This window comes from Amycolatopsis sp. lyj-108 (assembly GCF_046549005.1).
Lineage (GTDB): Bacteria > Actinomycetota > Actinomycetes > Mycobacteriales > Pseudonocardiaceae > Amycolatopsis.
The window spans coordinates 861,095-883,075 of the sequence record NZ_JAJPWQ010000003.1 but is presented as its reverse complement, the minus strand read 5'-3'; the positions used below and the strand labels follow the sequence as shown (position 1 = coordinate 883,075).

Annotated in this window: 16 protein-coding genes; 8 read left to right on the top strand and 8 right to left on the bottom strand. The window is 69.2% G+C overall.

Annotated features, from left to right (window positions below; translation table 11 throughout):
- The first annotated feature begins 107 nt into the window (after positions 1 to 107).
- Entirely contained in the window at positions 108 to 779 is a 672-nt protein-coding gene (locus ACLJO0_RS15735; protein ID WP_410579245.1) for a hypothetical protein, read from the top strand.
- On the opposite strand, the gene rnhA is transcribed toward ACLJO0_RS15735, so the two are convergent.
- From rnhA to ACLJO0_RS15720, 3 genes are read right to left on the bottom strand one after another with little or no spacing between them, the layout of a single operon-like run.
- Entirely contained in the window at positions 776 to 1,258 is a 483-nt protein-coding gene (gene rnhA / locus ACLJO0_RS15730; protein ID WP_396566150.1) for a ribonuclease HI, read from the bottom strand. The two genes, ACLJO0_RS15735 and rnhA, sit on opposite strands and share 4 nt — an antisense overlap.
- A 22-nt stretch (positions 1,259 to 1,280) precedes the next feature.
- Entirely contained in the window at positions 1,281 to 2,471 is a 1,191-nt protein-coding gene (dinB, locus tag ACLJO0_RS15725) for a DNA polymerase IV (protein ID WP_125794789.1), read from the bottom strand.
- Positions 2,468 to 2,923, bottom strand: coding sequence for a DUF6010 family protein (locus ACLJO0_RS15720; protein WP_410579244.1), 456 nt, complete (start codon positions 2,921 to 2,923; stop codon positions 2,468 to 2,470). Before ACLJO0_RS15720 ends, dinB begins: the two co-directional genes overlap by 4 nt.
- A 92-nt stretch (positions 2,924 to 3,015) precedes the next feature.
- Here ACLJO0_RS15720 and ACLJO0_RS15715 point away from each other — a divergent pair, with 92 nt between their 5' ends.
- Positions 3,016 to 3,954, top strand: a complete 939-nt coding sequence (locus tag ACLJO0_RS15715) for a GlxA family transcriptional regulator (protein ID WP_410579243.1) — start codon at positions 3,016 to 3,018, stop codon at positions 3,952 to 3,954.
- Here the strand turns inward: ACLJO0_RS15715 and ACLJO0_RS15710 are convergent.
- Complete coding sequence (locus ACLJO0_RS15710) at positions 3,951 to 4,241, bottom strand: hypothetical protein (protein ID WP_125794793.1); 291 nt, start codon at positions 4,239 to 4,241, stop codon at positions 3,951 to 3,953. The genes ACLJO0_RS15715 and ACLJO0_RS15710 overlap by 4 nt on opposite strands.
- A 118-nt stretch (positions 4,242 to 4,359) precedes the next feature.
- On the opposite strand from ACLJO0_RS15710, the gene ACLJO0_RS15705 reads away from it, so the two are divergent.
- The 5 genes from ACLJO0_RS15705 to ACLJO0_RS15685 all read left to right on the top strand — a co-directional run bounded on the left by ACLJO0_RS15705 (position 4,360) and on the right by ACLJO0_RS15685 (position 16,266).
- Positions 4,360 to 5,619 (top strand): MFS transporter, encoded by a 1,260-nt coding sequence (locus tag ACLJO0_RS15705; RefSeq protein ID WP_410579242.1) that lies wholly within the window; start codon positions 4,360 to 4,362, stop codon positions 5,617 to 5,619.
- A gap of 318 nt (positions 5,620 to 5,937) precedes the next feature.
- Complete coding sequence (locus ACLJO0_RS15700; protein ID WP_370310859.1) at positions 5,938 to 7,236, top strand: GGDEF domain-containing protein; 1,299 nt, start codon at positions 5,938 to 5,940, stop codon at positions 7,234 to 7,236.
- Between the two features lie 25 nt (positions 7,237 to 7,261).
- Positions 7,262 to 8,704: a glycosyltransferase family 39 protein gene (locus ACLJO0_RS15695; RefSeq protein ID WP_410579241.1), complete on the top strand. Its 1,443-nt coding sequence runs from the start codon at positions 7,262 to 7,264 to the stop codon at positions 8,702 to 8,704.
- 267 nt (positions 8,705 to 8,971) lie between these two features.
- A complete protein-coding gene (locus tag ACLJO0_RS15690) occupies positions 8,972 to 10,144 on the top strand; it encodes a DUF222 domain-containing protein (protein ID WP_410579318.1) in 1,173 nt (390 codons plus the stop codon).
- Between the two features lie 632 nt (positions 10,145 to 10,776).
- Positions 10,777 to 16,266 (top strand): carboxyl transferase domain-containing protein, encoded by a 5,490-nt coding sequence (locus tag ACLJO0_RS15685; RefSeq protein WP_410579240.1) that lies wholly within the window; start codon positions 10,777 to 10,779, stop codon positions 16,264 to 16,266.
- A 79-nt stretch (positions 16,267 to 16,345) separates the two neighbouring features.
- Here ACLJO0_RS15685 and ACLJO0_RS15680 read toward each other — a convergent pair whose 3' ends face one another.
- From ACLJO0_RS15680 to ACLJO0_RS15670, 3 genes are all read right to left on the bottom strand, one after another.
- Positions 16,346 to 16,891 (bottom strand): bifunctional nuclease family protein, encoded by a 546-nt coding sequence (locus tag ACLJO0_RS15680; protein WP_410579239.1) that lies wholly within the window; start codon positions 16,889 to 16,891, stop codon positions 16,346 to 16,348.
- Between the two features lie 22 nt (positions 16,892 to 16,913).
- Positions 16,914 to 18,668: a cytochrome c oxidase subunit I gene (gene ctaD / locus ACLJO0_RS15675; RefSeq protein WP_410579238.1), complete on the bottom strand. Its 1,755-nt coding sequence runs from the start codon at positions 18,666 to 18,668 to the stop codon at positions 16,914 to 16,916.
- A 154-nt stretch (positions 18,669 to 18,822) separates the two neighbouring features.
- Entirely contained in the window at positions 18,823 to 19,728 is a 906-nt protein-coding gene (locus ACLJO0_RS15670; RefSeq protein WP_410579237.1) for a LysR family transcriptional regulator, read from the bottom strand.
- Positions 19,729 to 19,799: 71 nt separating this feature from the next.
- Here ACLJO0_RS15670 and ACLJO0_RS15665 point away from each other — a divergent pair, with 71 nt between their 5' ends.
- Positions 19,800 to 20,789 (top strand): YeiH family protein, encoded by a 990-nt coding sequence (locus ACLJO0_RS15665; RefSeq protein WP_410579236.1) that lies wholly within the window; start codon positions 19,800 to 19,802, stop codon positions 20,787 to 20,789.
- Here the strand turns inward: ACLJO0_RS15665 and ACLJO0_RS15660 are convergent.
- Positions 20,767 to 21,942: an MFS transporter gene (locus tag ACLJO0_RS15660; protein ID WP_410579235.1), complete on the bottom strand. Its 1,176-nt coding sequence runs from the start codon at positions 21,940 to 21,942 to the stop codon at positions 20,767 to 20,769. The genes ACLJO0_RS15665 and ACLJO0_RS15660 overlap by 23 nt on opposite strands.
- Positions 21,943 to 21,981: the final 39 nt, after the last annotated feature.

Here is a 21,981-nt window from a genome sequence, read left to right as displayed (position 1 = left end):
GCGAACACACTCGGGCGTGACATTGCCGTGTCCTTTTCGTAATGTTGCCCGGAGCTCGCGGCCCCCGACGCGAGTTCCCGTCCCCGAAGTGGTGAGTGATCAGAGAAATGGCCGGCAGACATCGCAAGAACAAGGCTCCGCAGTGGAAGCTCCCCGCGGGTATCGCGGCAGCGGTCGCCACGGCGCTCCCGGCGTCGATGTGGCTGACCACCGCAGGTTCCCCTGACGTCGAAGCGGCAAGTGCCGCGCTCGCGCTGCAGGCTCCCCCGGTCTCCAGCGTGACTCCCCCGCCGTCGACCAGCAGCACCCCGCCCTCCTCCAGCACGACGACCCCGCCTCCGTCGACCTCCTCGGCTCCCCCGAAGCCGACGACGTCGGCCAAGGCCCCCGCGCCGGTCAAGAAGACCGTGCCCGCCGCGACGGCGTGTTCGACCGACCTCGCCGGCGTGAAGCCGCACGTGGCCCAGGTCGGCAACCACGTCAAGGCGAAGTTCGGCGTCAAGAACGTCGGCGGCGTCGCCGGCCGGGCGAACGCCAGCGACCACCCCTCCGGCCTCGCGCTGGACTTCATGGTGGACACCGCCACCGGCAACGCCATCGCCGAGTACCTCCTGGCCAACCAGAAGGACTTCGGCGTCACCTACGTCATCTGGCGCCAGCGCTACAACGACGGCAGCGGCTGGGACACCATGGAGGACCGCGGCGGCGCGACCGCCAACCACATGGACCACGTGCACGTCTCCTTCGCCAAGGGCGCGAAGGTCAACGTCAGCTGCTAGCGACGCGGAGCGGACCGCTCGCCGGGCTGGATCACGGGTCGCCCCACGACCTCTTCCACGCCTTTGACGGCGAGCCGGTCCGCTCGCTCGTTCTCCGGATGCCCGGAGTGGCCCTTGACCCAGTGCCATTCGACGTCGTGCTTCGAAGCGGCTTCGTCGAGACGGCGCCACAGATCGGCGTTCTTGACCGGCGTCTTGGCCGAGGTCATCCAGCCGTTGTTCTTCCAGTTCCGCACCCAGCTGGTGATGCCGTTCCGGACGTAGGTGCTGTCGGTGTAGATGTCGACCGCGACCCGGCGCTTCAGGCTTTCCAGCGCCTCGATGGGCGCGGTCAGTTCCATCCGGTTGTTCGTGGTCGGCCCGGGATCCCCGCCGTAGATCTCCTTCTCGACCGTGCCGTACCGCAGCACCGCGCCCCAGCCGCCGGGACCGGGATTCCCGCTGCACGCACCATCGGTGTAGATCTCGACTTCCGCCACCGGGACACCCTAGCGACGGGGTTCAGTCCGGCAGGAGCGGCACCCACGGCTCCTCGACCTGCCCGAGATGCACCGCGCGCGTGATGGACTTCGAGCCGAACCGGTCCCGGACGGTGTCGAGCGTCGCGTCGAGCTGGTCCCTCGGCTTCGCCCCGAACGGCAAGGCCAGCTGGATGGCGTCGTCCTTCGACAGGTTCGTGAGCGCGAGCCCGATCAGCGTGAGGCCGCGTTCGTCGATCAGCGGTCTCGCCGCGGCGAGCAGGCCACGGGCCGCCGCGACGACCGCGCCGGTCTGTTCGGTCGCCTCCAGCAGGGTGTGCGAACGCGTCGCTTTGGTGAAATCGCCGAACCGCATCCGCAGCACGACGGTGCGGCACACCCGGTGCGCCGAACGCAGACGGCGGGACAGGCGATCGGCCAGCGTCAGCAGCGTCGCGTCGAGTTCCGCGGGCGAACGCGGCCTGCTGCCGAGCGCGCGCTGCGCCCCGATCGAGCGGCGACGGCGACCGGTCTGCACGCGCCGGGGGTCGTCGTTGTGGGACAGGGCGTGCAGATGGGCGCCGACGCCGCGGCCGAGCATCCGGACGAGTTCCTTCTCCCCGAACCCTTCCATCTGCCCGACCGTCGTCACGCCACGCTCGCGGAGCTTCTGCGCCGTCACCTTGCCCACGCCCCACAACCGCTCGACCGGGAGCGGGTGCAGGAACTCCAGCTCCTTGTCGTGCGGCACGACAAGGAGACCGTCGGGTTTCGCGACACCGCTGGCCACCTTCGCGAGGAACTTCGTCCTCGCCACGCCGACGGTGATCGGCAGGCCGACCTGCTCCAGGACGTCCTTCCGCAGCTTCGCGGCGATCCGGCTCGGCGTGCCCGCGATCTTCAGCAGCCCGCCGACGTCGAGGAAGGCCTCGTCGATCGAGATGCCCTCCACCAGCGGCGTCGTGTTGCCGAAAACCTCGAAGACCGCCTTGCTCGCCTCGGAATACGCGCGCATCCGAGGCGGGACCACGATCGCGTCCGGGCACAGCCGCCGCGCCTGGCCGCCGCCCATCGCCGTGCGGACGCCGTACGCCTTGGCCTCGTAACTGGCCGCCAGGACGACGCCCCCGCCGACGATGACCGGACGTCCGCGCAGGCTCGGGTCGTCACGCTGCTCGACCGACGCGTAGAACGAATCCAGGTCGGCGTGCAGGATGGGACCCTCGGGCGTCATAGAACATATGTTCGCATCGAACGGCCCAGGGGCCAAGCCGCCCGATCAGTCGAACGGCGGGAACCGACACGGGCGCGGACGAAATCCGTCACCGATCGCCCGCCCGCGAAACACCAGATCGCGATCACCGGATCGCAGATCGCGCAGCCGAACGAGGAATGCTCGGCGAACGGGATGATCGGGGCGCCCTTGAGGTGGTGCACGACGTCCCAGCCGGTGTGCAGCAGCCAGGCGATGCCGATGAACGTCCAGGACTCGAGGCCGCGGTAAGCCACATAAGTCACGACGGCGGTGAACGCGAACTCCCAGATCCCGAGGCCGCCTCCGCTCAGATAAGCGGCGCCGGCGCCCGCCACCATGACCGCGTTGAAGCGGCGGCGGTGCGGCTCGTGGATCAGCGACATCAGCACGACATAGACGAAGCCGACGAGAATCGGCGCGATGATCATCATGGTTCGACGCTAGAAGCGGACGGAGCCCGGTCCCAGTGGCGTGAACGACGCCTTCCAACGGGATCTCGCCACCGGGCGGGTAGGTTGCGGTCATGTACACCGTCGCCGTCCTCGCGCTGGACAAGGTGATCCCGTTCGACCTCTCGACACCGATCGAGGTCTTCACCAGGACGCGGCTCGCCGACGGGAGCGCGGCCTATCGGGTCATCGTCTGCGCCGGACAGCCGGACGTCGACGCGGGGCACTTCACTCTGCGCGCCCCGTGGGGGCTGGAGGCACTGCGCGAAGCCGACACGATCATCGTTCCCGGCACCGCCGACCCCACCGGGCCGTTGCCGGAAACCGTCCACGACGCGCTCACCTCGGCCGCCGCAAGAGGCACACGGATCGCCTCGATCTGTTCCGGGACCTTCATCCTCGCCGCCGTGGGCCTGCTCGACGGACTTCGCGCCACCACCCACTGGGTCGCCGCCGAGGCACTGGCCGCCGCGTACCCGGAGGTCGACGTCGATCCGGACGTGCTCTACGTCGACAACGGGCAGATCCTGACGTCGGCGGGCGCCGCCGCGGGCCTGGACCTGTGCCTGCACCTGATCCGCCGGGACCACGGCTCCGCGATCGCGGCCGACGCCGCCCGTCTTTCCGTGATGGCGCTGGAACGCGAAGGCGGACAAGCACAATTCATCGCGTTGCGGCATCCTCCCGCTCCCCGCGGCGCGGCGCTGGAACCCACTTTGCTGTGGATGCAGGAAAACCTCGCGCGCGAGCTGACACTGACCGACATCGCCGCACGCGCCGGGATGAGTACGCGCACGCTCATCCGGCACTTCCGTGAACAGACGGGGACGACACCGTTGCAGTGGCTGCACCGGACGCGTGTCCGGCAGGCGCAGCATCTGCTGGAGACCACCCAGTACGCCGTCGAACGGATCGGCGCCGAAGTCGGTTTCGGTTCGCCCACCTCGTTCCGCGACCGGTTCAAGCGCACGACCGGCGTCAGCCCCGGCACTTATCGACGCGCTTTCCGTTAAGCGGCAAGGGCCAGTGCGGTGTCCGAGGCGCGCACGCGGGCCTGTTCGGCGAATCGCCTTCGGGCGGCGACGACTCTGAGCCATCGTTCCGAACGCTCGGCGTCCAGTTCGGAGGTCGCGCGGGCGAGCACCTCGGCGGCATGCGCGGCGGAATCGATCTCCGCGGCGGCGCCGAGGTAGTCGCCCACCTCGATCAGCTTGTAGGCGTGGCGCATCTCGGTCTGCGCGGTCGAGTAGATGGCGTAGGCGGCCAGATTGTTCGCCAGCGGGCCCAGTGAATGCGACATCGGATTCTCCGTTCCTTCTCTTACCCACACGTCGAACGGGCCCTCGGTGGTTCGACACGGCGGACGGATTTTTCTCGAGGGTTGCGCAAAGTGGCCGCCTCACGACAGCCTGAAGCGCATGCCAGCACGGGCGGCGTCGTTCCGCAGCGTCTTCGCGGTCGCCGGATTCCGCCGGATCTGGCTCGCGTATCTGCTCTCGGTCGCCGGTGACCAGCTGGCCAGGGTCGCCCTCACGGTGCTGGTGTTCGACCGGACATCGTCGGCGGGCTGGGCTTCGGCGGCGTACGCGCTGACGTTCGTGCCCGATCTCCTCGGTGGCGCGCTGGGCGGCATCGCGGACCGGTTCTCGCGGCGCACCGTGATGGTGGTGACCGACGTCGGCCGCGCGGTCCTGATCGCGCTGATGGCGGTGCCCGGTCTGCCGTTGCCCGTCGCGGCCGCGCTGTTGTTCGTCGTGCAGCTCATGGCCGGGCCGTTCCACGCGGCCCGACAGGCGATGCTGCCGGATCTGCTCGATCCGGACCGGCTGGTCGTCGGGCAGGCCGTCATCTCCTCCACCTACCAAGCCGGGCTCGTGGTGGGCTTCGGCGCGGGCGCCGCCGTCGTCACCGGCCTCGGCGTACCCGGCGCGCTGCTGATCGACGCGGCCACGTTCGCGCTTTCCGCGCTCATGCTCCGCTTCGGGCTCGAACGGTTCCCACCGTCGGCACCGAGCCATCACGAGCGCCCGTCCCTGATCGAGGGCTGCCGCCTGGTGGCGCGCGATCGCACGCTGCGCTGGCTGCTGCTCATCGCCTGCTGCTGCGGTTTCTACGTCGTGCCCGAAGGCCTCGCCGTCCCGGTCGCCGCCGAACTGGGCGGCGCGGACGCGCTGCCGTGGCTGCTGGCCGCGAACCCGGTCGGCTCGGTGCTCGGCGGGATCCTGCTGAGCCGGATCCCGCGGGAACGGCAGGTCAAGGTGCTGGGCGCGTTGACGGTGGCGAGCAGCCTGGTGCTGATCCCGACCGGCTGGGCGCCGGGCCTGGTCACGATCGTCGTGCTGTGGACGCTCTCGGGGGTGTTCTCCGCGCACGACATGATCACTCAGACGCAGTACAGCCTCGCCGCGCCGGCCGCCCATCGCGGCCAGGTGATCGGGGTCGCGATAGCGGCGTTGCGGGCGGCTCAGGCAGCCGGGATCGCGGCGGCCGGGCTGCTGGCCCAGGTCGTCGCGCCGACCACCGTGGTCACCGTCGCGGCGGGCGCGGGCGTGGTGGTCGCCTGCGTCGCCGGGGCAGGCTGGTCACGGGCGGTGTCGTCCCGCCGCGGCCCGGAGGAATCCGAAGATCCCGCGGGTCCGGCCGGCGGGACGACACCCGTTGGCGAGCACGGTTCCTGACACATCACGTCCAGTTGTTGTCACGACGGGTCGTCCAGTTGTTGTCACGCACTACGTTCACCTCCCTTCGTGAAGCCGCACGCTCTTGTGGGCCGGATCACTCAGGTCCAGTTGTTGTCCCGCATGTCGTTCACCTCCCGCGAAATAGCGATTTATCCGGCAAAACACTCACCAGTTGTTGTCCTGCATCGGTGCACCTCCCTCGTTTTGGTTGGGCTGTCCGGGGGAATTCGCGGCCGCGTGTCTTATCGTCGGAGACAACGCGGTCGTCGCCGTCCCGGTTCGATTACGGTGTAGATCACCGACGGAAGAGGGTGCGTGGACGGACGACTCGGCGGCGCGCGGCGGCGGCTCAGGGCCTGGCACCTGTGGAGCCTGCCGCGACCTGTTCGCTCCTACGTCCTGGTCGTGAATCTCATCGCAGTCCTCTCGACCGCCGCCACCGCCCGGCTGATCCCGGTGACCGGTACCGACCTGGCCCGATTCGGCGTCCTGACGCTGTGCGCGGCCATCGCGATCGAGGGCACCCGGCAGATCGAACGCCAACGGGAGTACGACAGGGCCCCGTCGGTCGCCTACGTCGACACCAAGGCGGTCTGGAGCGTCGCCGCCGTCATCGCGCTGCCTCCGGTGCTCGCCGCCGCGATGGTCGTGGTGACCTACACCATCGCATGGCTGCGGATCTGGCCACACCAACGGCCGGTACTCCCCCATCGGTGGATCTTTTCCGCCGCGACGGTGCTCTGCGGCACGCAGGCCGCCGTCGTCGTCCTCAGCCTCGGCATGCGCCACTACCCCGGTTCGCCCGACTCCGGGCTGCTCGCCGGGCTGGGCGATCTCGCCGTCATCATCGTGGCCGCGGCGCTGCGCTGGGCGATCAACACCGTGCTGGTGATGATCGCGATCGCGCTCTCGTCGCCGCCCAAGTCGATCGGCGAACTGTTCTCCGGCTTCGGCGACCAGATCCTCGAGGCGGGTGCGCTCGGCCTCGGTCTCGTGACGGCCGTCGTCCTCGTGCAGGCCAACCCGCTGGTCCTCGTCGGGGTCGTCATCGCGCTGGTCGCGCTGCACCGCGGGCTGCTGCTGACGCAGTACCGGCGCGACGCGCACACCGACGCCACCACCGGCCTCGTCACGAAACGCCGCTGGCGTCAGCTGGCCGAAGAGCACCTCGGCCGCACGCGCGCCGGCCGCAACCTCGGCGTGCTGTTCCTCGACCTCGACAACTTCAAGACGATCAACGACACCTACGGGCATCCCAACGGCGACCTCGTGCTGCGCGCGGTCGGCGACGCGCTGCGCGCCGAGATCCGCGAGCAGGACGTCTGCGGGCGGTGGGGCGGCGAGGAGTTCGCGATCGTCATCCCGGACATCCACGGCGAGGAGACGCTGCGCCAGGTGGCCGAACGGATCCGGCATCAGGTGGCGGTGGTCTCGGTCGCGCTGCCCGATCGCGACACCGTGCTCACGGATCTGACGGTGTCGATCGGCGGGGCGCTGTACCCGGCCGCCAACATCACCAGCGTCGACGACCTTCTCGTCGCCACGGACACCGCGCTGTACCGAGCGAAACAAGGTGGCCGCAACCGCGTCGAACTCGCCCCTCCCACGCAGTAGAATCCCCCTCTGCTGGGGAGGCGCGATGGAGCGATTCGCTCGGGGTCCTGTCGGTCTGGTGGTCGCGATACAGGTCTTGGTGCTGACACTGGTGTCGGGCCGGTACGGCTTTCACCGGGACGAGCTGTACTTCCTCGCCGCGGGAAAGCGGCTCGCCTGGGGCTATGTCGACCAGCCGTCGCTGACACCCTTTCTCGCGAGGATCTCCACGGACGTCTTCGGCGCCACTCCTTCCGGCCTGCGCGTGGCCGCCACGTTGTGCGCCGCCGCGACGGTGGTCCTGCTGGCACTGGTCGCCCGCGAATTCGGCGGTGGCCGCGGCGCACAGGTCCTCACCGCCGCGATGACCGCGCTGGCCGCGTTCGTCGTGGTCGACGGGCACATGCTGTCGACGGCCACCGTCGACATGCTGGTCTGGAGCGCGCTCGGCCTGGTGGTCCTGCGCCTCCTCCGCACCGGCGACGGACGGTGGTGGCTCGCGATCGGCGCCGTCGTCGGCATCGGACTGGAGGCCAAATGGCTAATCCTGCTGATGGTCGCCTCTATCGGCCTCGCGGTCCTCGCCGTCGGCCCGCGGACGGTCTTCCGCAGCGGCTGGCTCCCCATCGGGATCCTGCTCGCGCTGGCACTGGCCGCACCGGGACTGATCTGGCAGGCGGCCCACGGTTTCCCTTTGCTGACCGTGGCTTCCGGTATCAGCGAGGACGACGGCGCGGAGAACCGGATCCTGTTCGTGCCGATGCAGCTGCTCTACCTCTCCCCCGTGGTAGTGCCGGTCTGGATCGCCGGTGCCCTCCGGCTCTGGCGCGATCCGGACTTGCGCTGGGCTCGCTCGTTGGCCTTGGCCTATCCGGTGTTGTGCGTGATCTTGGTGGTACTGGGCGGAAAACCGTACTACTCGGCACCCTTTCTGTTACTGCTCGCGGCCGCCGGCGCCGAACCCTGCCTGCGCCTGCTCGACCGCACCTGGCGCCGCGCCCTCGCTGTCGCGCTGGCTTTCGTCGGCGCGGCCGTCTCCCTCGTCGTCGGGCTGCCCTTGCTGCCGGTGTCCGCGCTGGCGCCGGTTTTGGTGGTGAACAAAGAACAAGGCGAGCAGGCAGGCTGGCCGGAGCTGGCTTCGACGGTCACGCGGGTCTGGTCTCGGATCCCCGCCGAGCAGCGCTCCACCGCAGTGATCTTCACGCGGAACTACGGACAAGCCGGAGCCCTGGAGTACTACGGGCTTCCCGCGGTCTACTCGGGGCACATGTCCTATGCGGACTGGGGACCGCCTCCCGCTGAGGCTGTCGGGCCCGTGGTCGTCGTGGGCCCGTATCTTCCGGCGTGGTTCACCGGATGTCGCGAGGAGGCCGTTCACGACAACGGGCTCGGAGTGGAGAACGACGAGCAAGGGGTGCGGATTTCCTTGTGCGCTGGGACTTCCCGGCCTTGGTCCGCGCTGTGGGGCGAGTTGCGGCACTATTACTGAGCTGGTTTGGGGCGTTGCCGGGGAACGGCGACGCTCGCGGGGCTGGATGTTGGGAGATCTCCTTGTGCACGGGGGCTTCCTGGCCTTGGTCCCCCATCGTCGGGCGAGCTGCCACACTACCGAGCAGGCCTACGTTATTGCCGGAAAACGGCAACACCCGCGATTCCTGTGAGATCGAAAACTGTCGGTGGTCGGTTGTATGTTCTGTGTGTGGATACGTCGAACGCCATTGTGGCGCTATTGAAGGAATTGACCGAGTCGGATGTGCTGGGGGAGGTCAATGGTTCGCTGGATGTGTTGGGGGATAAGGGTGCTGTGGATGTCGCTGTGGCGGCGTCGGAGGGGATCGCGCGGTTGGAGGCGGTCCGGTTCCGCGCTATCGCACAACTGGGCCGTCATCGCGATGGCGCTTCGAGTGTGGTGCAGGAGGTGGCGTTCGCGTTGTCTGTTGTGGACGGTCACGCGGGTGCCCTGGTTTCCGTCGCGGAGGCGTTGACCACCAGGTTGCCGCGGACGTTGGGGTTGATGGACCGGGGGGTGGTGGATGGGTTCGGGGCGAGGAAGGTGGCTGCGGCGACGTCGTGGCTGTCGGATGAGGATGCCCGGGCGGTGGATGTTCTGTTGGAGGGGAGGAATTCGGAGCAGATCCGGAAGGCGGCGAGTCATGCGGCGTCGACCGTGGATCGTGATGGTGCTTCCCGCCGGACCGAACATCACCGCGCGGGGCGTCGTCTGGTGGTGCGCCAGGGTGAGGTGGGGGTGGCCTCGATCGAGGTGGAGGACGGGCCGGTGGAGAAGGTGACCGCCGCCTACACCCGGATCGACCGGGAGGCGCGGGCGCTCAAGACCGGCGACGAGCCCCGCACCTTGGACCAGCTGCGTGCCGATGTCGCCCTGGATCTGCTGCTCGGCGGCCAGGGCGGGAAAAGGGAACGGTGCGAGGTGTTTCTCTACATGGACTTGGCGACCTATCTCGGTGTGAACGAGGATCCGGCGGAGCTGGCCGGGCACGGGCACATCCCGGCGTCGTTGGCCCGTGAGATCGCGGCGGGGCCGGATACGGTGTTGCGGCGGATCATCACCGATCCGTTGTCGGGGCAGGTGCTGGATTTGGGTCGGGACCGGTATCGGCCGACTGCGGGGGTGGGTGAGTTCGTGCGGGTGCGGGATCGTGAGTGCCGAAGACCCGGCTGCCACCGTGTCGCGCAGGCCTGCGATCTCGATCATGTGGTGCCGTGGCAGTTCGGTGGTCACACCAATGCTGATGAGTTGATCGATTTGTGTCGGCGGGATCATCGGCTCAAGGACGAACCCGGCTGGACCTACCGGCTCGCCCCGGATGGCACTCTCACCGTGACCACCCCAACGGGACAGACCTACGACAGTTCGCCGCCGCCCCTGCACGAACCTCGGGTTGCCGACGAACCACCACCGTTCTGAACCATCGCCGGAAAACGGCAACGGCTGTCTCCCGCACCGCCGCCGCGCCCTTCGACCTGAAGAACCACCGCCCCTTGGCCGGGCGTGCCCTCACCCGAGTCCAACCACGATGGCCCACAACCGCCTCCGCGCCCTTCCCCGATCCGGCGACCTTCCTGGGCGTCGCCGGAAAACGACGACGCAACGCTCGGACAAACCTCACCACCCGAAACCCACGCCGGAGATTCACCACTGGGCACTCCGAGCCGCCACCCCGACGGCAGCCACTGCCCAACCCCAGAACCACCATCACCCCCAGCCGTCGCCGGAAAACGGCCACCATCCCCAACCGGCCAAGCAACGAGAACCAACCCGATGAAACCGGCGTGAACACCGGATGACACCTCGCGAACTCGGCTATCAAGCCGAACCCCCAGTTGTCCACTTCATGACGTCATCAGGCCCCTCGGCGAGGTGTTCCAGGCCACTTTTTGGCGGGTTCCTACAAGACCCGGCCCTCGGCATGCGCCACCGACGACATTCTCGTACCGGCCGGTAAGAGGCAGGCTGTTAGACAGGTCCAGGAGACTGTCCCGCGCGTGATCCGGCGGGACGGGTCAGCTGTTGTGTCATGTACTTGGGAGGCTCAGTCGGTGTTCAGTCGTGTCGCCATCGTCAACCGCGGAGAAGCCGCGATGCGGCTCATCCACGCCGTCCGCGAGCTTTCGGCGGAGACCGGACGGCGGATCGAGACCGTCGCGCTCTATACGGACGCGGACCGGTCGGCGACGTTCGTGAGGGAAGCCGACATCAGCCACAACCTGGGTCCGGCGTCGGCGCGTCCGTATCTGGACTTCGCCGTGCTGGAGCGGGCGTTGACCGAAACCGGGGCCGACGCGGCCTGGGTCGGCTGGGGGTTCGTGGCGGAGGATCCGGCCTTCGCCGAGTTGTGTGAGCGGCTGGGCGTCACCTTCATCGGGCCGAGCGCGGACGCGATGCGCAAGCTCGGCGACAAGATCGGCGCGAAGCTGATCGCCGAAGAGGTCGGTGTGCCGGTGGCGCCGTGGAGCCGCGGGGCCGTCGCGGATCTCGACGCCGCCGTCAAGGCCGCCGACGAGATCGGCTACCCGCTGATGCTCAAGGCGACCGCGGGCGGTGGCGGCCGCGGTATTCGCGTCATCACCTCCGCGGACGAGCTCGAAGACGCCTACGAGCGCACCAGCTTGGAGGCCGAGCGCGCCTTCGGCAGCGGCGTCGTGTTCCTGGAGCGCCTGGTCACGGGCGCCCGGCACGTCGAGGTCCAGGTCATCGCCGACGGCCAGGGCACCGCGTGGGCGCTCGGCGTCCGCGACTGTTCGGTGCAGCGCCGCAACCAGAAGATCATCGAGGAGTCCGCCTCCCCCGTACTCAGCCTCGAGCAGGCCGACGAGCTCAAGCGGTCCGCCGAGCGGCTCGCGCTCGCGGTCGGCTACAGCGGCGCCGGGACGGTCGAGTTCCTCTACCACCCCGGCGACAAGCTGTTCGCCTTCCTCGAGGTGAACACCCGCCTTCAGGTCGAGCACCCGATCACCGAGCTGACCACCGGCATGGACCTGGTCAAGGCCCAGCTGCACGTCGCGGCCGGCGGCAAGCTCGAAGGCCCTCAGCCCGCCGAGTCCGGTCACGCCGTCGAGGCGCGGCTCAACGCCGAGGACCCGGATCGTGACTTCGCGCCATCGCCCGGCCGCATCGCGCGTCTGGACCTGCCCGCCGGCCCCGGTATCCGGGTCGACACCGGGGTCAGCGAAGGCGACACGATCCCGGCCGACTTCGACTCGATGATCGCGAAGATCATCGCCTACGGCCGCGACCGTGACGAGGCGCTCGGCCGGCTGCGCCGCGCGATGGCACAGACCACGGTCATCATCGAGGGCGGCGCGACCAACAAGAGTTTCGTGCTCGACCTGCTCGACCAGCCCGAGGTGATCGACGGTTCCGCCGACACCGGCTGGATCGACCGGGTTCGCGGCGAAGGCAAGCTGGTCACGCATCGCCATTCCGCGATCGCGCTCGCGGCCGCCGCGATCGAGGCCTACGAAGACGAGGAAGCCGTTGAGCGCCAACGACTTCTCTCCACCGCACACGGTGGCCGCCCGCAGGTTCAGCACGAGAGCGGCCGTCCGCTCGACCTCAAACTGCGTGGCGCCGCGTACCGCGTGAGCGTGGCCAGGGTCGGCCACCGCCGGTTCCGGGTCGGCATCTGGGCGGGCGGCGGCGACGTCCACCCAGCCGACGTCGAGGTGGATCGTTTCGACGAGCACACCGGCCAGATCACCGTCAACGGCACCCGGTTCCGTCTGGTCACCGGCACGCACGGACCGATCCACCTGGTCGAGATCGACGGCGTCACGCACCGCGTCAGCCGCGACGAGGGCGGCGTCGTCCGCTCCCCCGCGCCCGCGCTCGTCGTCGCGACGCCGCTGGAGGTCGGCGCGGAAGTCGAGGCAGGCGCGCCCGTGCTGGTGCTGGAAAGCATGAAGATGGAGACGGTGCTGCGCGCGCCGTTCCGCGCGAAGCTGCGTGAGTGCGTCGTCTCGGTCGGCAGTCAGGTCGAGACCGGCGCTCCGCTGCTGCGGCTCGAGCCGCTGGCGGAAGAAGGCGAAGAGGTCGCCGAGGACACCGGCAGCGTCGAGATCGAGCTGCCCGTGGAGCCCGACGGCACGTCGGCGGCGCAGCGGATCACGCGAGGACAGCAGGATCTGCGCAGCCTCCTGCTCGGCTTCGACGTCGACCCGCACGACGAGCGCCGCACGCTCAGCGCGTACCTGGCCGCCCGCGCCGAACTGGAGGACAACGGCGACCGCCCGCTGGAGGGCGAGGTCGAACTGCTGACCGTGTTCGCCGACCTGTCCGAGCTGATGCGCAACAAGCCGGCGCGCGAGGAGGTCAAGACGGACACCCGGGTGCACAGCTCCCGCGAGTTCTTCCACACCTACCTGCAGAGCCTCGACGTCGAACGCGCCGGACTGTCGGAGTCGTTCCAGAACAAGCTCAAGAAGGTGCTGGCGCACTACGGCATCGAGGATCTGGAGCGGACGCCGGAACTGGAGGAGGCGGTCTTCCGTATCTTCCTCGCCCAGCAGCGGACCTCGTCCGACGTCGCGATCGTCACCGCGCTGCTGCGGCAGTGGCTCACCGAGCCGCAGCCGTTCGAGTCGATGCGCGAGCCGGCGGGCAAGGCGCTGGAGGCGCTCATCGCCGCCACCCAGCTCCGTTTCCCGGTGGTCGGCGACCTGGCGCGCAGTGTGGTGTTCCGCTGGTTCGCCCAGCCGCTGCTCCGCCGCACCCGCGCCGAGGTGTACAGCGAGGTCCGCAAACACCTGAGCCACCTCGACCGGCATCCGGATTCGCCGGACCGCGCCGAGCGGATCGCGAGCATGCTGGCCAGCGCGCAGCCGCTGGTGCGCCTGCTCGGGCAGCGGATCGGCCGCCCCGGCACCGATCACACCCCGCTGCTGGAGGTGCTGAGCCGCCGCTACTACGGCAACCGCGCGCTCACCGGTGTCCAGCAGGTCACCGTCGGCGGCTGCACCTTCGTCACCGGTGACTACACCGACGAGAACGAGCGGTTCCACATGGCGACCACCGCCGTCGACCGCGCCGGGCTGCCAGGGGCGATCGAGGCGGTCGCCGATCTCGCCGCGAAGCTGCCCGCCGACACCGATGTCGAGGCGGACCTCTACCTGACGTGGGACGACGAGTCGGCCGACGACGACGCGATGGCGGCCGGGCTGCGCGAGGTCCTCGTGGCCGGGTCGCTGCCCAGCCGCGTCCGGCGGATCACCACCACGGTCGCCGGGCACGGCGGCGCGGTGATGCACCACCACTTCACCTTCCGCCCGTCCTCGACCGGGTTCAGCGAAGAGCGGCTGATCCGCGGCCTGCACCCGCTGATCGCGCAGCGGATGCAGTTGCAGCGGCTGGCGAACTTCGACCTCACGCGCTTGCCGTCCGGCGACGAGGACGTCTACCTGTTCAAGTGCGTCTCGCCGATGAACCCGTCCGATCAGCGGCTGGTCGCGCTCGCCCAGGTCCGTGACCTGACCCCGTTGCGGGACAGCGACGGCAAGCTGCTGGCCCTGCCCGCGGTCGAGGGCACGCTGGCGGGCTGCCTCGACGCGATCCGCGGGGTGCAGGCGAAACTTCCGCCGAGGAAGCGTTTCGACACCAACCGGATCATGCTGTACGTGTGGCCGACCAGTGAGCTCACCGGCGAAGAGCTGGACACGGTCGCCCAGCGTGTGCAGCCGTCGACGGCGGGCGCGGGTCTCGAAGAGGTCCAGTTCCTCGGCAGGCAGCGTGACCGCGCGACCGGTGAGGTCAACGAGGTCGCCGTGCGGATCGGCTACGACGTCAGCGGCGGCGTGCAGATGTCGGTGTCCGAACCCGTCACCGAACCGATCCTCCCGCTCGACGACTACCGCCAGAACGTCCTGCGCGCCCGCCGCCGCGACACGGTGTACCCGTACGAGCTGACCGAGATGCTCGGCTCGTTCACCGAATACGACATGGACGACACGAACACCCTCGTCCCGGTCGACCGGAAGAAGGGGCGCAACAAGGCGGCGATCGTCGCCGGTGTGGTCACCACGCCGACCGAGCGCTACCCCGAGGGCGTCCAGCGCGTGGTGCTGCTGGGCGACCCGACGAAGGCGCTCGGCGCGCTGTCGGAGCCGGAGTGCTCGCGGGTGATCGCGGCGCTGGACCTCGCCGAGCGGCTCGGGATCCCGCTGGAGTGGTACGCGCTCTCGGCTGGCGCCCGGATCTCGATGGAGTCCGGCACCGAGAACATGGACTGGGTCGCGGCCGCGCTCAAGCGGATCGTGCACTTCACCCAGGACGGCGGCGAGATCAACATCGTGGTCGCCGGGATCAACGTCGGCGCCCAGCCGTACTGGAACGCCGAAGCGACAATGCTCATGCACACCAAGGGAATCCTGGTGATGACGCCGGATTCCGCGATGGTGCTGACCGGCAAGCAGTCGCTCGACTTCTCCGGCGGTGTCTCGGCGGAGGACAACTTCGGCATCGGCGGCTACGACCGTGTCATGGGCCCGAACGGCCAGGCGCAGTACTGGGCGCCGAACCTCGCCGCGGCGCGGGACGTGCTGATGTCGCACTACGACCACACCTACGTGGCGCCGGGCGAATCCGGACCCCGCAAGGCGGTCACGAACGACCCGATCGACCGGGACGTCTCGTCGTTCCCGCACGCGGCCGTCGACAGCGACTTCACCACGGTCGGCCAGATCTTCTCGCGGGAGGCCAACCCGGACCGCAAGAAGCCGTTCGACATCCGCACCGTGATGCGCGCGCTGTCGGATCAGGACCACCCGGTGCTGGAGCGCTGGCCGGGAATGGCGGACGCGGAGACCGCGGCCGTGCAGGACGTGCACCTCGGCGGGCGGCCGGTGTGCCTGCTCGGGATCGAGTCGCGTTCGGTGCCGCGCCGCGGCTTCCCGCCCACCGACGGACCGGACACCTACACCGCGGGCACGCTGTTCCCGCGGTCGTCGAAGAAGGCGGCGCGGGCGATCAACGCGGCCAGCGGCAACCGGCCGCTCGTGGTGCTCGCGAACCTGTCCGGTTTCGACGGTTCGCCGGAGTCGATGCGGAAGCTGCAACTGGAGTACGGCGCGGAGATCGGCCGGGCGATCGTCAACTTCGAAGGCCCGATCGTGTTCACCGTGATCTCGCGGTACCACGGCGGCGCGTTCGTGGTCTTCTCGAAGGCGCTGAACCCGAACATGACGGTGCTGGCGCTGGAAGGCTCGTTCGCCTCCGTGCTCGGTGGCGCGCCCGCCGCGGCGGTCGTGTTCGCCGGTGAGGTCAACGCGCGGACGGCGGCGGACCCGCGGGTGCGGTCGCTCACCGAGAAGCTCAGCGGAGCGACCGGTGCCGAACGCGCCGCGCTGGCCGCGGAACTGGCCGAGCTCCAGTCGTCGGTGCGGTCCGAGAAACTGGGCGCGGTCGCGGCCGAGTTCGACGGCGTGCACAGCATCGAGCGCGCGGTGAAGGTCGGCTCGGTGGACGCGATCATCAGCGCGGCCGAGATGCGGCCTCGCATCATCGAGGCTATCGAACAGGGCCTGGCGAAGAAGTAACCGCACGCCTCTCACGCGCTATGAAAGGTCCTTTCCTTGCAAATTTTGCAAGGAAAGGACCTTTCATAGCGTTCCGGGCCTAGTCAGTGGGCGGGTCAGCGGGCGGCGGCTCCCCGAAGTCCTCGGGCGCGATCTTGTCCAGCGCCGCACGGAACTCCTCGACCTCCCGTTCCTGCGCGACCGGGTCCGGCGGCACCGACGGCAGTTCCGCGTCGGGTCCGGAGCCCATGATCTCGACCCGTACGGAAGCGACCTCGAGCACCGCGTCCGCCACCTCGATCCCGACCCCGGCCCGTAGGCCGATCGCGACCGCGTCACTCGGCCGGGCCGAAACGCGGATTCCGGAATCGAGCACCAGGTCGGCGAAGAAGATGCCGTCCCGCAGCGCGGTGACCTGGACACCGGTGACGCGGTGCCCGAACGATTCGACCACGTGGCCGATCAGCTCGATCGTGCCGGGCCGGGGCAGCCGGATCTTCTCCTGCGCGAGCGCGACCGCGCTCGCCTCGGGGCCGCCGATCGTGATCGCCAGCCAGCGGCGTTCGCCCTTCCGCTCCCGCAGCAACATCACCGGTGCCGCTTCCGGAGCCAGGACTGCCATCCCTTCGACGTCCATGGGGATCATGCGCGGTACCTCATTCCCTCGGTCAGGCGGTGTCGTCCTTCAGCGCCTTGTCCGCCACCAGTTCCGACGGGGTGGGCTGATCGCGGCGCTGGAACGGGATGGTGTGCCCCTCGGCGCGCAGCCGGGGGATCATGTGGGGGTAGTGGAGTTCGAACGCGGGCCGTTCGGACCGGATCCTCGGCAGGTCGTGGAAGTTGTGCCGGGGCGGCGGACAGGTCGTCGCCCATTCCAGGGAGTTCCCGTGTCCCCACGGGTCGTCGACTTCGACGACCTCCCCGAACCGGTAGCTGCGCACGACGTTCCAGACGAACGGCAGCACCGACGCCCCGAGCAGGAACGCGCCGATCGTGGAAATGGTGTGCAGCAAGGTGAAACCGTCGCTGCTCAGGTAGTCGGCGTAGCGGCGCGGCATGCCTTGGTTGCCGAGCCAGTGCTGGACGAGGAACGTCGTGTGGAAGCCGATGAAGGTGGTCCAGAAATGGAGTTTCGCGAGCCGCTCGTCGAGCATCCGCCCGGTCATCTTGGGGAACCAGAAGTAGATGCCGGCGAAGGTGGCGAACACGATGGTGCCGAAGAGGACGTAGTGGAAATGCGCCACCACGAAATAGGTGTCGTGGATGTGGAAGTCCAGCGGTGGCGCGGCGAGGATGATCCCGGTCAGCCCGCCGAGCAGGAACGTCACCATGAAGCCGATCGACCACAGCATCGGTGACTCGAAGGTCAGCTGCCCCTTCCACATGGTGCCGATCCAGTTGAAGAACTTGATCCCGGTCGGCACCGCGATGAGGAAGGTCATGATGGAGAAGAACGGCAGCAGCACCGCACCGGTGGCGAACATGTGGTGCGCCCACACGGCGAAGGACAGCGCGGTGATCGCGATCGTCGCGAACACCATGAGTTTGTAGCCGAACAGGGGTTTCCGGCTGAACACCGGGACGATCTCGGTGATGATGCCGAAATACGGCAACGCGACGATGTACACCTCGGGATGCCCGAAGAACCAGAACAGGTGCTGGAACAGGATCGCCCCGCCGTTGGCCGGATCGAAGACGTGCGCGCCGAGCCTTCTGTCCGCCATCAGGCCGAACAGCGCCGCGGTGAGGATCGGGAAGACCGCCAGGATCAGGATCGTGGTGAACAGGATGTTCCAGGTGAACAGCGGCAACCGCCACATGGTCATTCCGGGTGCGCGCAGGCAGAGGATCGTGGTGACCATGTTGACCGCGCCGAGGATCGTCCCGAGCCCGGAGACGATCAGGCCCATGATCACCAGATCGGCGCCCACGCCCGGGGTGTGCGCGGCGTTGGACAGCGGCGTGTACATCGTCCAGCCGAAGTCGGGCGCGCCGCCCGGGGTGAGGAACGAGCTGAGCACCATCAGCCCGCCGAAGAGGTAGAGCCAGTAGGAGAACGCGTTCAGCCTCGGGAAGGCGACGTCCGGGGACCCGATCTGCAGCGGCAGGATGTAGTTGGCGAAGGCGAAGAGGTTCGGTGTCGCGTACAGCAGCAGCATGATGAGGCCGTGCATGGTGAACAGCTGGTTGTACTGCTCCTGCGAGAGGAACTGCATCCCCGGCCTGCCCAGTTCACCGCGCATCAGCAGCGCCATGAAACCACCGGCGACGAAGAACCCGAACGAGGTGCTGAGGTAGAGCAGGCCGATCGTCTTGTGGTCGGTGGTGCGGACGACGTTGAGGAACACGCTGCCCTTGGGCGCCCGGCTTCGCCCGCCGAAGCGGACGGCGTCTGGTCGGGGCGCTGCCTTCACCTCGGTCATGACGACTCCCAGCACGAGGACACACCTTCGAAAAGCTGGTACCCCTCCAGGAGAGTCCCTACACGCGGGCTTTTCAAGAGCTAGAGGAGTAAAGCCTCCGATACGCCATCCGGCCGGTTACCCGGAGTCCGGCACTCCGCTTTCATGAAAGGACTCACCGGGATTTCGCGTTCCGGACCGCGATGTTCAGCAGCGCCGCGGCCGGACCGGCGAGCCGTCGCCCGGCGGGCCACACCGCGCGCAGTTCCCGGCCGAAGTCGACGCCGTCCACCGCGACCGGGACGAGCCTGCCTTCGGCGACATCCCGGACGATGGCGAGTTCACTGATCACCGCCGGACCGGCGCCCGCGATCACGGCGTTGCCGACCGCGGAGGCGGAACCCAGTTCCAGCAACGGTTTCGCCGGTCCGACACCGGCCTTGCGCAACGCGGCGTCCACGGTCTCCCTTGTCCCGGAACCCGGTTCGCGGACCACGAGCGGCGTGATCGCCAGTTCGGCCGCGGTCACGGGCCGGCGCTTGCGCGCCCACGGATGACTTCCCGGCACGACGAGGACCAGGTGATCGGTGGCCACCCGCCGGGACGACAGGCCGGGCAACGAACCGGGCGACTCGACGAACCCGAGATCGACCTTGCCTTCCCGTGCCAGTTCGGCGGCCTGGTCGGAGTTGGTGACCTCCAGCCCGAGGTACAGCCCGGGGTCGAGGCGTTTGAGCTCGCCGATCCAGCCCGGCACCAGATACTCGGCCAGCGTCATGCTCGCGGCGACCCGCAGATGTGCCTCGTGCTGGGTGCGCAGCGCTTCGGCGCCGTCGAGCAGACCATCGAGTTCGGACAGCACCCGATGCGCCCAGCCCGCGATGACCCGGCCGTCGGGAGTGAGCGCGGAACCGCGCCGCGTACGGTCGACCAGCACCAGTCCCAGCCGTCGCTCTACTGTGGACAATCGCTTGCTCGCCGACGGCTGCGCGATCCCGAGGCTGGCGGCGGCCTGCCCGATACTGCCGAGCTCGTCCACGAGCACCAGCAGGCGCAGGGACTCCAGGTCGGGTGTGGTCATAGCCCAAGTGTATGACCTACCCCTCGCATTCCCGGCTACCGAGGTCACCCGGTACGGACGAGGCTCGAACCATGAGCACCACGCACGCGAGACCGACGAAGCCCTTCCTGACCGCGGTGGCCGTCACCGGCGCCGGAGTGGGCACCGCGTACCTGGTCGGCACCGCGTTCCCGGTCGTCAGCGCGCTCACCATCGCCGTCGTGCTCGGCATCCTCACCGGCTCGCTGCCGTCGTTGTCGGACGAGACCCGGAAGGCGATCTCCGGAACCACCAAGAAGCTGCTTCGCGCCGGTGTCGTGCTCCTGGGCCTTCAGCTCTCGCTCCCCTCGGTCCTGGCGCTGGGCCCCGGGACGCTGCTCGCCGTGGTGCTCACGGTCGGCATCACCTTCCTCGGCACGATCGGCCTCGGCAGGCTCCTCGGCGTGCCGCGTGGCCTGGCGATGCTGGTCGCGACCGGGTTCTCCATCTGCGGCGCGTCGGCCATCGCCGCGATGGAAGGCGTCGTCGAACGCGAAGACTCCGACGTCGCCACCGCCGTCGCGCTGGTCACCTTCTACGGCGGGCTCGCCATCGCGGCCGTCCCGCTGATCGGCGGCTGGCTGCGGCTGGACGCGGTCCGGATCGGCGAATGGGCCGGGCTCAGCGTGCACGAGGTCGCGCAGGTCGTCGCCGCGGCCACCCCCGCGGGTAGTGCCGCCATCGCGGTCGCCATCGTGATCAAGCTCAGCCGGGTGGTCCTGCTGGCCCCGATGGTCGCCGCGGTCGGGATGCACGAACGGCATCGCCCCGTCGACGGGAAGCGGCCGCCGCTGGTCCCGCTGTTCGTCCTCGGTTTCCTGGCGATGGCCGCCGTGCGCAGCACCGGCGTCGTGCCGGGTTTCGCGCTCGACGTCGCCAAGATCGCCTGCACGCTTTTGCTGGCCGGGGCACTGTTCGGGCTGGGCTGCGCGGTCCGGATCGGCAAGCTCGTCCGCACCGGCGGCCGCGCCCTGCTGCTCGGCCTGCTCTCCACCCTGCTGGTCGGCACCACCGCGCTGGTCACGCTGACCGTGCTCGGCTGAGGACGGCGGCCGCGAGCAGCGCGATCACCCCGCCGGTGACCATCACGGCCGGGACGGAGACCGCGTCGACGACCATCCCGCCGAGGAGCGCCCCCGCCGAGAGGGTCGCCTGGAACGACGACGTGAACAGCACCGACGCCGCTTCGGGCGCCTGCGGTGCCGCACGCGCGAACCAGGTTCCCGAGCAGACCGGGACGGCTCCGTAGGCGAAACCCCAGACCACCAGCAGCGCGAGCGCGCCCGGCTTCGAATCGCCGAGAAACGGCAACGCGAGTGCCGCGACACCGATCAACCCCGCCGCGGCGAGGAAGGTCAGCCGGAGATCGCGGGCGATCGCGGCGCCCGCGACGAAGTTGCCGACGATCCCGGCGGTGCCGTAGACGAGCAGGAAGACGGTGATCAGCTCCGGGCCCACCTGCGTCACCTGGCGCAGGAGCGGCGTGACGTAGGTGTAGGTCCCGAAATGGGCGAGCACGACCAGGACCGTGACGAGCAGGCCGAGCCGGGTCGCCCGCCCCCGCGTCATCTCACGCAGTACGCCGAGCCGGGTGGCGCCCCGCGACGGCAGCGGAGGCAGCGAGAGGGCCAGCGCGGCGAGAACGCCGATCGTGAACACCGTCATCACCGCGAACGCCGCTCGCCAGCCGAGCAACTCGCCGACGAACGTCCCCGCGGGCACGCCCAGCACGGAGCCGAGTGGCACGGCGGAGAAGATCACCGCGGTCGCCCTGCCCGCGTGCCGAGGGCCGACGAGCCGTTCGGCGAGCCCGGAGCCGATCGCCCAGAAGGCGCCGATCACCAGCCCGACCAGGACTCGCGAGACGAGCATCGCCCAGTAGGCCTGCGCGGTCGCCGCGAGGACGTCGGCCAGCGCCAGCACCACCATCAGCGCGCACAGCAGAATCCGGCGGTCGAGCCGCCCGGCCGCGACGGTGACCGCGGGGGCGGCGAGCGCGGCGAGGAATCCGGGCAGGGTCATGGTCAGGCCCGCCGTCCCCGGCGTGATCCGGAAGTCGTCGCCGATCGGGGTCAGGAGGCCGATCGGCAGGATCTCCGTGGTGACGAGGGAGAAGATCCCCAGTGTCACCGCGAGGACGGCGAGCCATCCCTTCAGCGGGGTCCGCGCGGAGGTGTCGAGGGTCGAAGCGGTCATGTGCTTCAGCCCATCACCGCGCGGGCACCGCGGTCTGGC

What these genes read in the sequence shown, in the direction of transcription:
- ACLJO0_RS15735 (WP_410579245.1), top strand. Translation starts at nt 108, where the DNA reads ATGGCCGGCAGACATCGCAAGAACAAGGCTCCGCAGTGGAAGCTCCCC.
- dinB (WP_125794789.1), bottom strand. Translation starts at nt 2,471, where the DNA reads ATGACGCCCGAGGGTCCCATCCTGCACGCCGACCTGGATTCGTTCTAC.
- ACLJO0_RS15720 (WP_410579244.1), bottom strand. Translation starts at nt 2,923, where the DNA reads ATGATGATCATCGCGCCGATTCTCGTCGGCTTCGTCTATGTCGTGCTG.
- ACLJO0_RS15715 (WP_410579243.1), top strand. Translation starts at nt 3,016, where the DNA reads ATGTACACCGTCGCCGTCCTCGCGCTGGACAAGGTGATCCCGTTCGAC.
- ACLJO0_RS15710 (WP_125794793.1), bottom strand. Translation starts at nt 4,241, where the DNA reads ATGTCGCATTCACTGGGCCCGCTGGCGAACAATCTGGCCGCCTACGCC.
- ACLJO0_RS15705 (WP_410579242.1), top strand. Translation starts at nt 4,360, where the DNA reads ATGCCAGCACGGGCGGCGTCGTTCCGCAGCGTCTTCGCGGTCGCCGGA.
- ACLJO0_RS15695 (WP_410579241.1), top strand. Translation starts at nt 7,262, where the DNA reads ATGGAGCGATTCGCTCGGGGTCCTGTCGGTCTGGTGGTCGCGATACAG.
- ACLJO0_RS15680 (WP_410579239.1), bottom strand. Translation starts at nt 16,891, where the DNA reads ATGATCCCCATGGACGTCGAAGGGATGGCAGTCCTGGCTCCGGAAGCG.
- ctaD (WP_410579238.1), bottom strand. Translation starts at nt 18,668, where the DNA reads ATGACCGAGGTGAAGGCAGCGCCCCGACCAGACGCCGTCCGCTTCGGC.
- ACLJO0_RS15670 (WP_410579237.1), bottom strand. Translation starts at nt 19,728, where the DNA reads ATGACCACACCCGACCTGGAGTCCCTGCGCCTGCTGGTGCTCGTGGAC.
- ACLJO0_RS15665 (WP_410579236.1), top strand. Translation starts at nt 19,800, where the DNA reads ATGAGCACCACGCACGCGAGACCGACGAAGCCCTTCCTGACCGCGGTG.
- ACLJO0_RS15660 (WP_410579235.1), bottom strand. Translation starts at nt 21,942, where the DNA reads ATGACCGCTTCGACCCTCGACACCTCCGCGCGGACCCCGCTGAAGGGA.